The organism is Acinetobacter sp. YH12099 (genome assembly GCF_013419195.1).
Classification (GTDB): Bacteria; Pseudomonadota; Gammaproteobacteria; order Pseudomonadales; family Moraxellaceae; genus Acinetobacter; species Acinetobacter towneri.
Genome location: NZ_VPAP01000012.1, coordinates 1 through 12,600 on the forward strand (window position 1 = coordinate 1; position 12,600 = coordinate 12,600).

9 protein-coding genes and 1 pseudogene are annotated in these 12,600 nt (G+C 42.8%); 6 read left to right on the forward strand and 4 right to left on the reverse strand.

The window, feature by feature from the left end; translation table 11 throughout:
* Window positions 1-125: pseudogene (locus FTU39_RS08490) on the reverse strand (IS3 family transposase); the annotation flags it as partial.
* A gap of 83 nt (window positions 126-208) precedes the next feature.
* On the opposite strand from FTU39_RS08490, the gene FTU39_RS08495 reads away from it, so the two are divergent.
* The 4 genes from FTU39_RS08495 to purL all read left to right on the forward strand — a co-directional run bounded on the left by FTU39_RS08495 (window position 209) and on the right by purL (window position 6,507).
* Window positions 209-526 (forward strand): hypothetical protein, encoded by a 318-nt coding sequence (locus FTU39_RS08495; protein WP_257222792.1) that lies wholly within the window; start codon window positions 209-211, stop codon window positions 524-526.
* A gap of 83 nt (window positions 527-609) precedes the next feature.
* Window positions 610-1,569, forward strand: a complete 960-nt coding sequence (tagF, locus tag FTU39_RS08500) for a type VI secretion system-associated protein TagF (RefSeq protein WP_180052068.1) — start codon at window positions 610-612, stop codon at window positions 1,567-1,569.
* Window positions 1,570-1,571: 2 nt separating this feature from the next.
* Entirely contained in the window at window positions 1,572-2,339 is a 768-nt protein-coding gene (locus FTU39_RS08505; protein ID WP_180008701.1) for an OmpA family protein, read from the forward strand.
* A gap of 331 nt (window positions 2,340-2,670) precedes the next feature.
* On the forward strand, window positions 2,671-6,507 hold the full coding sequence (gene purL / locus FTU39_RS08510; RefSeq protein WP_179989408.1) for a phosphoribosylformylglycinamidine synthase: 3,837 nt from the start codon (window positions 2,671-2,673) through the stop codon (window positions 6,505-6,507).
* A 26-nt stretch (window positions 6,508-6,533) separates the two neighbouring features.
* Here the strand turns inward: purL and FTU39_RS13840 are convergent, their stop codons facing one another.
* Entirely contained in the window at window positions 6,534-6,665 is a 132-nt protein-coding gene (locus FTU39_RS13840; protein ID WP_256732322.1) for a hypothetical protein, read from the reverse strand.
* Window positions 6,666-6,716: 51 nt separating this feature from the next.
* On the opposite strand from FTU39_RS13840, the gene FTU39_RS08515 reads away from it, so the two are divergent.
* Together FTU39_RS08515 and epmA are read left to right on the forward strand one after the other, a co-directional pair.
* Entirely contained in the window at window positions 6,717-7,784 is a 1,068-nt protein-coding gene (locus FTU39_RS08515) for a 4-phosphoerythronate dehydrogenase (RefSeq protein ID WP_004972744.1), read from the forward strand.
* The gene (gene epmA, locus FTU39_RS08520; RefSeq protein WP_180052006.1) at window positions 7,781-8,761 is read left to right on the forward strand and encodes an EF-P lysine aminoacylase EpmA; all 981 of its coding nucleotides are present in this window, start codon (window positions 7,781-7,783) and stop codon (window positions 8,759-8,761) included. The genes FTU39_RS08515 and epmA overlap by 4 nt, the downstream gene beginning before the upstream one ends.
* A gap of 170 nt (window positions 8,762-8,931) precedes the next feature.
* Here the strand turns inward: epmA and FTU39_RS08525 are convergent, their stop codons facing one another.
* Both FTU39_RS08525 and FTU39_RS08530 read right to left on the reverse strand, forming a co-directional pair.
* A complete protein-coding gene (locus tag FTU39_RS08525; protein ID WP_004972751.1) occupies window positions 8,932-10,167 on the reverse strand; it encodes a multifunctional CCA addition/repair protein in 1,236 nt (411 codons plus the stop codon).
* A gap of 90 nt (window positions 10,168-10,257) precedes the next feature.
* Window positions 10,258-12,537 carry an NADP-dependent malic enzyme gene (locus FTU39_RS08530; protein ID WP_004972754.1) on the reverse strand — a complete coding sequence of 760 codons (2,280 nt, stop codon included), beginning with the start codon at window positions 12,535-12,537 and terminating at the stop codon, window positions 10,258-10,260.
* Between the last annotated feature and the right edge of the window lie 63 nt (window positions 12,538-12,600).

Consider the following 12,600-nt stretch of genomic DNA (forward strand, 5'->3'; position numbering starts at 1 on the left):
CAACGTGCGATAACATAACCTTCACGTTTCAATTGTTGCCAGACCTTACGCACACCATATCGACCTAAACTTTCTTTCCAAATACGTTTGATTTGCTCTGCATGATGTAAATCATGCAGAGCACGTTAAACTGATAGTTTTTGATGAGTGCCATAAGTACATCGATAGCCCAGAACTAGTAAAAGGACTTGTAGAAACGGTTCGTGAAATGCGTCATAAAGGTACCAGTGTGATGATTGCTAGCCAAGATCCACCATCTGTTCCAGTTGAGCTCATCCAGCTTTCATCTCAGATAATATTGCATAAGTTTAATGCTCCAGATTGGTTAAAACACATTCAGAAAGCTTGTATTGGATTGAAGTCTTTAACACCTGAGAAGCTTGGCGCATTAAAGCCAGGCGAGGCATATATTTGGTCTAGCAAAGCCAGCGATAACGCATTCGTGAGTGATGCAATGAAGATCCAGTGTCGACCTAGAGTGACCAAGCATGGTGGGGATACTTTGACTGCAGTATCAAACAATTGAAGGAAGATAGAGTTTATTTTCCTTTCTCTTTAGAAATCAAGATATCCTTTGTCAACTGGTTTTGAATGCTAAGCATTTAAAATATTTATGCTGGCAGTTTAAAAATAGTATTTGTATGGAAAATACCTGCCCGTGGTGATTTTATAAAGTCTAAAGGGCAATCGGAACTCATTCAGCAGCTCGATCAGTGGATTAGTAATGCACTGGAACATGCCATGCAGAGCGCAGATTTTAAACAGCGTTATGCAACTTTGCCTGCTTTAGATTTTTTGATTGCCCATCCAGCAGAACCAATGTTTTTAGCTGTTAATTTAAAGGCGAGCCAAGATAGCTCGGGGCGGGCATTTCCAATGCTACTGGGGCAGTTGTTTGAGGTCGAACAGCCGAGTCAAAAGTTATTATTTGTGCCGTTTTTTTACAAAGCTATTTGGACTGATTTATTGCAACGCAATCAGGTCTTAAGCAATATCCGTGATCCCAATATGTCATTTGAACTGTTGAATCAATTGCCGAATAGGGTTCAACTTTTGAGTGCAGAAGAATACCAAGACTTTTATGAAAAACACAGCACGCATTCATTGGCACAATTAATGAAAATCAGTGTCAATGACTTGGCTCAGAGTATGATTGGGTTGGGACTTTTACTGCAACCCGTCCTCAAAAATGGCACTCGTCGTTTAAACAAAGTGATGATTTTACCGCTGAATCATCCGCGATATTGCTTTGAAATCGCAGCATTTTGGATGGGCATGATCGGGCGGTTTTTAGGCGCGCATCATACTGAAATTTTGCTGGGGATACTACATTTTGAGGCACCCATTTTGATCATTGATTTTCAGGGGGCTGATGTCATGACGCTGCGCGATCTATTTATTCAAAATATGCAGGGTGAACATTGGGTTTCTTTAATTCAAGCCACTTGGATTGATGCTTATTTAGAACAAAATGCAGGTCTTGCAACATTGGAACAATTACTTTGTCAGCGGCAGTTAAATCTTAACCAAGCCTTGAAGCTGTTTAGGCAAACTTTTTTAGATAAATAAATATGAAAAATAATCAAAAACGTATTCGCGTAAGTCTACTTATTGGCTTGTGTTTTTTAGTCCAAAGTCATTTGATCTATGCAGCGCCCATTGTTATAGAAGGTGTGGTGCCAAACGAAGCAAGTAAACAAGCCATTTTGGCGAAAATGCAAGCTGTGTATGGTGAATCGCAGGTGTTAGATAAAATTCAAGTCCGTGCAGTTGCTGCACCGAATGGTTGGGATGATTCAGTCACTCGTATGATTACAGCAGAGTTAAAAAAGATTTCTCAAGGGCAGTTACGTGTGAAAGGGACTCAAGTTGATTTGAAAGGAAAAGTGAATGCTGCTCATCAAATTCAAGCCACGACAGCAAATTTTCAGGCTTTGGTACAGCAGCCTTATCGTTTGAACACACAGCTTTCGGGGAGTCAGTATGAACAAAAAATGCTGGATGCTGCGCTCAAAAACAGGATTGTTGAGTTTGAATCGGGCAGTGCAATTTTGACTGACGTAGGGCAAAAAATTCTGGATGAAATGGCTGTGGCATTGAAGCAAGTTGGCACCCAAAAAGTGAAAATTGTTGGACATACAGACAGTTCGGGCGATGCGCATAAAAATATAGTGTTAAGCCAATCACGTGCAGGCGCGGTAAAAAATTATTTGATCGATAAAGGTATTGCGATAACGCATTTAAGCACCGAAGGTCAAGGTTCTAATCAGCCTGTCGCAGACAATACAACGCCACAAGGACGTAAGAAAAATCGACGTATTGAATTTGAGGTGCTTTGATTAGTTGATATTGAGCAAGGCGGAAGTTGAGCGTCATGTCCTGATCTTTAGAGCATCTGTGTGTAAACAGATGGCATAGAAAATAAAAACAGCATCAATCATTCAGTAATTTCCACAGTGAGAGTGCTTTGTGCAATTTAAAGCACGAATCTTGAATACATTGATCTGAAATAGAGGCTTTAAATCAACATTCGGAAGTTTTACTGCCGAAACGCGCCAAGAAAACCATTTTCCATCTAGCTGATTATGGCATTTCACAGTAGAATATGCGCTCTCTTCAAGTCACATTGTGGCATGGTCCAAAAGATCAGCCCGTGGAGCCAAAATCAGCATGTTTATCGTTGCCGGTGCACCTGCACATTCATCTTTTAAGAAAACTCAACTCTTAAACCGTTTAGCGTCAATGAGTTCTGTTCAATCTTTCGATAGCCAATGGGTTTATTTATTTGACCAAGCGCTCGACGAGCAACAACAGCAATCTGCTTTACAGCTTTTAAACGATGGTGCATCTTTTGAATTACGCCAAGCTGCAAGTGATGAAGTTCAAATTTTAGTGACACCACGTGTGGGCACAATTTCTCCTTGGTCATCAAAAGCAACCGATATTTTTGCCAACTGTAATACGCCTGTACACCGCCTAGAACGCGGTGTTTTGTTTACCTTAAAAGGTATTACAGACGTTTCAAACGAAGTAAAACAAGTATTGCATGACCGCATGACCGAAAGTGTGTTTAACCACATTAACGATGCTGCAGCGTTATTTGTTGAAACTGAACCAAAACCTTTAAATAGCATTGATATTTTGGGTGAAGGCAAAGCGGCATTGGTAAAAGCCAACAGTGAGTTTGGTTTTGCCTTGTCTGATGAAGAAATTGATTATTTAACCGAAGCATTTATCAAGTTAGGCCGTAATCCGCATGACATTGAATTGATGATGTTTGCACAAGCCAACTCTGAGCACTGCCGTCACAAAATCTTTGGTTCTGAATGGACAATTGATGGCGAAGTACAGCCATTATCATTGTTCCAAATGATCAAAAATACTTATAAAGAATCACCAACAGACGTATTGTCGGCTTACAAAGACAACGCTTCGGTGATTGTTGGTTTTGATACGCAGCGTTTCTATCCGAAAAAAGATGCTGCAACAGGTCACTACGTTTATAAATATAAGAGCCAAGCTGCCCACATTCTTATGAAAGTGGAAACACACAACCACCCAACTGCAATTGCACCATTTGCAGGTGCTGCGACAGGTTCGGGTGGTGAAATCCGTGATGAAGGCGCGACAGGTCGTGGTGGTAAACCAAAAGCAGGTTTAACAGGCTTTACAGTATCGAATTTAAATATTCCTGGTTTTGAACAGCCTTGGGAAGAAAACTATGGCAAGCCTTCACGTATGGCATCGCCATTACAAATTATGATTGAAGGCCCATTGGGCGGTGCAGCGTTTAACAACGAATTTGGTCGTCCTGCGTTAAATGGTTACTTCCGTACTTTCGAGCAAAACGTGAATGGTGAAGTAAAAGGCTTCCATAAACCAATCATGATTGCAGGTGGTTACGGCAACATTCGTCCAGACCATGTCGAAAAAGACCCAATTCAGCCAGGCGATTTATTAATCGTTTTAGGCGGCCCTGCGATGTTGATCGGTTTAGGCGGTGGCGCTGCATCTTCTGTAGATAGCGGAACCATGGGTGAAAATCTTGACTTCGCTTCAGTACAACGTGAAAACCCAGAAATGGAACGCCGTTGCCAAGAAGTGATTGATACATGCTGGCGTTTGGAAGATGCTAACCCAATCGTATCAGTGCATGACGTGGGTGCAGGTGGTATTTCGAACGCAATGCCTGAGTTGGTGAATGATCACGAACTAGGTGCTGTACTTGATTTGCGTAAGATTCCATCTTTAGAACCAGGCATGTCACCAATGGAAATTTGGTCAAACGAAGCGCAAGAGCGTTATGTATTGGCCATCCGTCCAAGTTCTTTAGAATTATTTGAATCAATCTGTGCGCGTGAGCGTTGTCCGTTTGCAGTATTGGGTGAAGCGACAGAAGCGCGTCATTTAACGGTTGAAGATCCACTGTTCAATAACAAAGCTGTAGATATGCCAATGCAGGTCTTGTTAGGTGGTACGCCACGCATGAGCCGTTCTTATGAAAGCATTGAGCGTCAAGGTGATGATTTTGATGCAGCTCAAGTTACTGATCTGAAAGATGCGATTTACCGTGTCATCAAGAATCCAACTGTTGCGTCCAAATCATTCCTAATCACGATTGGTGACCGTTCAATTACAGGTATGGTTGCACGTGATCAGTTGGTTGGCCCATGGCAGGTGCCTGTTGCAGATGCAGCAGTAACCACTACCAGCTTGCAAGGCTTTACAGGTGAAGCAATGGCGATGGGTGAACGTCCACCTGTAGCTTTATTAAACCCTGCAGCATCTGCGCGTTTGGCAGTGGCAGAATCTATTTCCAATATCATGTCAGCCAAAATTGACCAGATCAGCGACATTAAATTATCTGCAAACTGGATGGCAGCAGCAGGTCAAAAAGGCGAAGACCAAGCTTTGTTTGAAGGTGTAAAAGCCATTGGTATGGAAATGTGTCCTGCGCTAGGAATTGCAATTCCAGTAGGTAAAGACTCATTGTCTATGCGTACCACTTGGAATGACGAAGGTGTTGATAAATCTGTAACTTCACCAATGTCAGGTGTAATTACTGCATTTGCACCAGTGACCGATGTACGTAAAACACTAACCCCTGAATTGAAAAATACCGATTCAGTATTGGTACGTATTGACTTGTCTAAAGGTCAGTTCCGTTTAGGCGGTTCAATTTTAGCGCAAGTTTATAAAGCTATTGGTTCAGTAACACCAGATGTCGATAACTTTGACGAATTCAAAGCATTCTTTGCTTTGGTACAAGACTGGAATAACCGCGGCTTGATTCAAGCTTACCATGACATCGGTGATGGTGGTTTATTGGCAACTGTGACAGAAATGATGTTCGCTTCGCGTTTAGGCGTAGCGCTTGAAGATCAATCTGTTGCGGCATTGTTTGCTGAAGAAATTGGTGCAGTACTACAAATTTCTAAAGCGGATTGGGCTGACTTAGTTACTGAAGTTGCTGCATCTACTCTGAAAGATGCAATTTCGGTAGTCGGTACAGTTAATAACACCGACCAACTTGCTGTAAATGGCTTAGTGCTTGAGCGTGCTGATTTGCAAACGGCTTGGAGTGAAGTATCACACCAAATCCAGCGTTTACGTGACAACTCAGAAACTGCTGATCAAGAATTTGCCTTGATTACAGATAAGAACCACAAAGGCTTAATTGCTCAACCGACATTTGACTTAAATGAGCCAGTTGAAGCGCCATACATCAACACACGTCGTCCTAACATGGTGATTTTACGTGAACAAGGCGTAAACGGTCATGTAGAAATGGCGGCAGCATTTGACAAAGTCGGCTTTAACACCGTTGACGTACACATGAGTGACTTGCTTGCAGGGCGTGTCGATTTAGACGACTTTGAAGGCTTGGTTGCGTGTGGTGGTTTCTCTTACGGTGACGTCTTAGGTGCGGGCGGTGGCTGGGCAAAGTCAGTCTTGTTTAACCCGAAATTACGTGACCAGTTTGAGAAATTCTTTAACCGTCAAGAAACATTCTCACTGGGTATCTGTAACGGTTGTCAAATGTTGTCACAATTAGCACCACTCATTCCAGGTGCAGAAGCGTGGCCACGTTTCCATCGTAATACCTCAGAAGTGTTTGAAGCGCGTAGCGTTAATGTACGCGTGGAAAAATCGAATTCTGTATTATTGCAAGATATGGAAGGCTCGATTTTACCAATCGCGGTGGCGCATGGCGAAGGTCGTGTCGTTGCACCTGAAGCTAATTTGGCAGCCTTAAATGCAGGTAACCAAGTGATTTTACGTTATGTCGATAGCCACGGAAATGCGACTCAACATTATCCAATGAACCCGAATGGTTCGCCAGAAGGTATTTCAGGCGTAACTTCAAAAGATGGTCGTGCAACAATTATGATGCCGCACCCTGAACGTAATTTCCGTGCGCTTCAACATTCTTGGAAACCTGAAGAATGGACTGAAGATGGTGCATGGTTACGTATGTTCCGCAATGCGCGTAAATTTATTGGTTAAGATTTCACTCGCTTAATCTATAGCAGTCAGCCACCTTCGGGTGGCTGATTTTTTTGCTGTGAATATGCAACTTTTATATAGACGTGCATGTTTCCACCTAAATGAATCGTCGGCTTGCTGTTCAACAATTCTGCATTAATCTCAACAATCATAGTCATCCTAGACAACTCAAGCTATCATAAACAAGCAAACACACATGGGATGGCTTTATGAAAATCATTGCAGATGAAAATCTGGCATATACCGATTATTTCTTTGCAGATTTGGCAGAAATAGAGCACAAGGCTGGACGCCGTCTAACGCATCAAGATGTGCAAGATGCTGATGCGCTGCTAGTTCGTTCCGTCACCCAAGTGAATGCAGCATTGATTCAACAGACCGCGCTTCAATTTATTGGCAGCGCGACCATTGGCACAGACCACCTTGATATCCCAGCCATCGAGCAGCAGGGCATTGCATGGTCAAATGCGGCAGGTTGTAATGCGCAGGCGGTGAGTGAGTATGTGATTACCGCATTGCTTCATCTCGAGCCTGAATTACTACATGCCAATCAAAACTTTAAACTTGGCATTATTGGACTGGGCAATGTCGGCTCGCGCTTGGTCAAAATGGCACAATTATTAGGTTGGGATGTCATCGCATACGATCCATTTGTGCAGTTGCCCAATGTGCAGCAATGTGACTTAGATGCACTATTACAACAGGCAGATGCAATTTCCATTCATGTGCCATTAACAGAAACTGGTGAACATCCTACTCATCATTTAATTAATGCAGCGCGTTTGGCATGTATGAAGCCTCAAGCCATTCTGATTAATTCAGCGCGTGGGCCAGTGGTAGAAGAAGCGGCTTTAATGCAGGATATTCAACATACTCAGCGTTTAGTGGTATTAGATGTTTTTGAATATGAACCTGAAATCTCTGCAGAATTATTAGATTTGCTTGCTTTGGCAACCCCGCATATTGCAGGGTATAGCCTAGAAGGCAAGGCACGCGGCACACAAATGATTTATCAGGCTTTTTGTGAAAATTTTGGTTTAGATGCCACAAAACAATTTGAAACTCAATTGCCAAGCTGCGCGCAATATTTCAAAACCCAAGATTTGAAAAATAGTCTGCATGCACATTTAAGTCAAATTTATGATATTGCACAGGATGATGCCAATTTACGTGCCTGTGTCAAAGCGGGCAAAGTTGAGCAGCAGGCTTTTGATCATTTAAGAAAAACCTATCCTCTGCGTCGTGAATGGGCAGCACACGGAGGCCCGCAAGCATGAGTTCAAATCTCCAATATCAACCAACTTGCGACTTAAACAGCATGCGCGCACGTGCACAATTGTATGCACAAATACGCCAGTTTTTTGCGAAACGTGAAGTACTTGAAGTTGAAACGCCAATTTTGTCACAGGCAGGAGTGACAGATGTGCATTTGGCTTCAGTACAAGCACAGCGCCATGTGCAGGGCAAATTGCATACGCACTATTTACAGACCTCACCTGAATTTGCCATGAAGCGTTTATTGGCCAGTGGTAGTGGTGCTATTTATCAAATTTGCAAAGTCTTTCGTGATGATGAGCATGGACGTAAACACAACAGCGAATTTACCATGTTGGAATGGTATCGTCCCGAATTTAGCCTGAAAGAGCTTATGTTTGAGGTGACAGATTTACTTAATCTGACGTTAAAACAACGCTTTGGCGAAGTACGTCCAACAGTGTTGAGTTATAAACACGCATTTATGGATCGTTTGGATTTAAATCCTTTACAGGCAAGTCTGCAACAATTGAAAGACTGCTGTCATCGTGTGGGTTTGCATCTGGATTTGGGTGATGACCGTCTAGGCTACATCGACCTATTGTTTTCACATTTTGTAGAACCAAGTTTGGGCTTTGATGCTCCTGTATTTTTAACCGATTTTCCACCTGAATTAGCATCTTTGGCTAAAACCAGAACAGATGATGATGGGGAATTGGTCGCAGCCCGTTTTGAGCTATATATCGAAGGTTTAGAGCTTGCCAATGCCTATGATGAATTGATTGATGCTACTGTGCTGCGTTCTCGTTTTGAAGCCGATAATGCAGAACGCGCACAACTTGGTTTACATGTGATGCCAATTGATGAATATTTATTGGCTGCGTTGCCGAACATGCCTGAATGTTCAGGTATCGCCTTGGGCATAGATCGCTTATTGATGATTGCAACTGAGCAGATGCGTTTAGAGCAAGTGATTAGCTTTCCTGCGCAGCTTGCCTAAAAGCAAAAGACAGTTTCTTATTTCAAGAAGGATTTATTTGAGCTAAAAAGCCGTAGCTTCTATATTTTAGAAGATTACGGCTTTTCGATCAGAAATTTAGGCTGACTTAAATAGGTTAAGAATGATAGATCAAAGAACGCATGTAATGACGTTCTATAGACTTAAATAGCCTAAGCAGTAGCAGCCAAGTGACGTGCCTTTAATTGCTCAATCGCTTTAATGCGTCGTTCAATCAGCATTTCACCAATATCGGGGCCTTGGACATCGGCAGGTAAGTCTTGCGCCTTAATGCTGCGTACCACTTGAATCGCTTCCAAAATATAGCTCGCTTGCGGATAGTCACGATCTTCCAAACCTAAACGCCCACGAGAGTCACATTCACAGGCTTGTACAAAGGCTTCTACACGCTCAGGACGACGCAAGACATCCAAACGCTGTAATAAGCGCCATAACGTGCCAGGCTTTAAGCTCAATGCTTGGTGGCATTTTAAATGCTCTTTACATACAGCAAGTGCAAGTTGTTTGGTATTGGTCGGTACGCGCAGGCGTTCACACACTTCCGTTACAGGTCGAATCCCACGTTCTTCATGCATAATGTGCCGTGGTAATTCATCGGCAGGGGTCAAGGCCTTGCCTAAATCATGCAATAACACTGCAAAGCGTACATCGAGTGAGTAATTGGCACGACAGGCTTGTTGTAGTGACATCATGGTGTGCACACCACTGTCAATTTCAGGGTGATATTCAGGACGCTGTGGAATACCGAATAAAGCATCTAATTCAGGAAATAAAACTTTTAAAGCACCACAGGCACGCAATGTTTCAAAATAAACATCGGCACGTGCTTCCATTAAGGCACGTGAAGTTTCTTTCCATACGCGTTCAGGTGTCAGCGCATGTAACTCACCAGATTCTGCCAATTCTTGCATTAATAACAAGGTTTCAGGGGCAACCACAAAGCCTAAAGCATGATAACGTGCCGCAAAACGGGCAATGCGCAGTACTCGTAACGGGTCTTCTACAAATGCATTGGATACATGGCGCAGCACTTTATTGCACAAATCTTGCTGTCCACCGTAAGGGTCGTAGACATTGCCATCGCTATCCATTGCCATGGCGTTAATGGTTAAGTCACGGCGGATTAAATCTTCTTCTAGAGTCACGCTTGGGTCGGTATGAAATTCAAAACCGTGATAACCATGTCCAGATTTGCGCTCTGTACGAGCAAGTGCATATTCATCTTTGGTTTCAGGATGAAGAAAAACAGGGAAATCTTTGCCCACAGGTTGAAAACCTTGAGCCAAAAGTTGTTCGGGCGTTGCGCCAACCACAACATAATCTTTTTCGTGATAGGGATGCCCGAGTAAGTGATCTCGAACTGCACCGCCTACTAAATAAACTTGCATGAAAAAACCTCTATTCTTCAAGCAATCATGCTACAGAATAGAGGTTTTCTCAAGTCTATAATTCTGAGTCAGTCACTCAGAAATATAGGTTTATGCTTTAACTTGTGCTGTTTGTTGAATTTCAGCAACAGTGAGTGCAGTCATATTCACAACACGACGTGTCGTTGCAGTCGGAGTCAAAATATGTACAGGTTTTGCTGCACCTAACAAGATAGGGCCAATCGTAACATTGTTACCTGAAGTCGATTTCAACAAGTTAAATGAAATATTGGCAGCATCTAAGTTCGGCATAATCAACAAGTTTGCAGAACCTTTGAAGCGTGAGTTCGGGAAAGCAAAATGACGGATATTTTCGTCTAATGCTGCATCACCGTGCATTTCACCTTCAACTTCAAGCTCAGGTGCAATCTCACTCAAGATTTCAAAGACTTTACGCATTTTTTGTGCGCTAGAGTCTTGTTGGTCAGAACCAAAACTTGAGTGAGAAAGTAGAGCAACGCGTGGTGTCATACCAAAACGGCGTACTTCTTCAGCCGCTAAAAGTGTCATTTCAGCCAACTGTTCAGCAGTTGGGTTTGTGTTGACATAAGTGTCGGCAATGAACAAGTTGCGATCTTCAAGCATCAATGCGTTAAGGGTAAAGAAGTTAGTACGACCTTCTTTTAGACCAATCACATTTTTTACGAAATCAAGGTGAATGTCGTAGCTTGAATAAGTACCACATAACATACCATCGGCTAAACCATGCTTCACTAACATTGCTGCAATGAGGGTAGAGCGACGACGTGCTTCACGCTGCGCGTATTCAGGTGTAACGCCTTTACGCTGCATGATGGTGTAGTAATCATCTGCAAATTTTTCGTAGTTAGGGTTGTTTTCCTGGTCTACTATTTCCATATTCACGCCATGTTCAAGACGTAAACCTAACTTTTTGATGTTCGCTTCAATTACTGAGGTACGACCTACAAGGATTGGTTTAGCCAAGCCTTCATCCACTGCAATTTGTACTGCGCGAAGGACGCGTAAGTCTTCACCTTCTGCATAAGCAATACGTTTAGGATCAGTTTTTGCTTGAGCAAAAATAGGCTTCATCATAAATGCCGAGTTATATACAAACTCAGACAAACGCTGACGGTATGCAGAGAAGTCTTGAATTGGACGACTTGCTACACCTGAATCCATTGCTGCCTGAGCAACTGCAGGTGCAATTTCAAGAATTAAACGCTGATCAAGTGGGCGTGGAATTAAATAGTCACGACCAAATGATGCAGATTTTTCACCATAAGTTGCTGCATCTGCTTCAATGTGTGCCATGCGTGCAATTGCGTGTACACAAGCAATTTTCATTTCTTCGTTGATGGTAGTTGCGCCAACATCTAATGCACCACGGAAAATATACGGGAAGCAAAGTGCGTTGTTAACTTGGTTCGGATAATCCGAACGACCTGTTGCCATAATCACATCTGGACGTACTTCATGCGCATGTTCAGGCAAGATTTCTGGGTCTGGGTTAGCCAAAGCAAAGATAATTGGATTTTCAGCCATTTCTTTGACCATAGCTTTGGTCAAGATACCCGCTGCAGAAAGACCAAGGAACATATCCGCACCGCTAATTACATCAGCAAGTTGCGTTCCTTCAATGTCTTGCATATAGCGTTTTTTCGAGTCATCCAAACCTTCACGTTTGGTGGTGATTAGACCACGCGAATCCGCAACAATGATATTTTCTTTTTTCGCGCCCAATGCACATAACAGGTCTAAACAAGACAGTGCGGCTGCACCTGCACCTGAAGCAACGATTTTGATTTCTTCAATTTTCTTGCCGTTAAGTAACAAGGCATTGAGTAGGGCAGAACCTACAATGATTGACGTACCGTGTTGGTCATCGTGGAACACAGGAATATTCATGCGTTCACGAAGTTTTTGCTCAATGTAGAAACATTCTGGCGCCTTGATGTCTTCAAGGTTGATACCACCAAAAGTTGGTTCTAATGCTGCAACAATATCTACAATTTTGTCTGGATCATTTTCAGCAATTTCGATGTCAAATACATCGACACCAGCAAACTTTTTAAAGAGTACGCCTTTACCTTCCATCACAGGTTTAGACGCCAAAGGACCGATATTACCTAAACCTAATACTGCTGTACCGTTACTAACGACAGCAACCAAGTTACCGCGAGCGGTATAAAGTGCAGCTGTTGAAGGATCACGTTCAATCTCTAAACATGGTGCTGCGACACCTGGTGAGTAAGCGAGCGCTAAGTCACGTTGGTTGACCAGCTGCTTACTTGGAGTAACGCTGATTTTTCCTGGTGTTGGAAATTCGTGATAGTAAAGTGCCTGCTGTTTTAATGATTGATCGTCCATCTGAATCTCGTGTGTGACAAGTTGGCCAGCGATGCTGGTGGTTTTTTTATGAATCTTATCGAA

What these genes read in the sequence shown, in the direction of transcription:
- FTU39_RS08495 (WP_257222792.1), top strand. Translation starts at nt 209, where the DNA reads ATGCGTCATAAAGGTACCAGTGTGATGATTGCTAGCCAAGATCCACCA.
- FTU39_RS08505 (WP_180008701.1), top strand. Translation starts at nt 1,572, where the DNA reads ATGAAAAATAATCAAAAACGTATTCGCGTAAGTCTACTTATTGGCTTG.
- purL (WP_179989408.1), top strand. Translation starts at nt 2,671, where the DNA reads ATGTTTATCGTTGCCGGTGCACCTGCACATTCATCTTTTAAGAAAACT.
- FTU39_RS13840 (WP_256732322.1), bottom strand. Translation starts at nt 6,665, where the DNA reads ATGACTATGATTGTTGAGATTAATGCAGAATTGTTGAACAGCAAGCCG.
- FTU39_RS08515 (WP_004972744.1), top strand. Translation starts at nt 6,717, where the DNA reads ATGAAAATCATTGCAGATGAAAATCTGGCATATACCGATTATTTCTTT.
- epmA (WP_180052006.1), top strand. Translation starts at nt 7,781, where the DNA reads ATGAGTTCAAATCTCCAATATCAACCAACTTGCGACTTAAACAGCATG.
- FTU39_RS08525 (WP_004972751.1), bottom strand. Translation starts at nt 10,167, where the DNA reads ATGCAAGTTTATTTAGTAGGCGGTGCAGTTCGAGATCACTTACTCGGG.
- FTU39_RS08530 (WP_004972754.1), bottom strand. Translation starts at nt 12,537, where the DNA reads ATGGACGATCAATCATTAAAACAGCAGGCACTTTACTATCACGAATTT.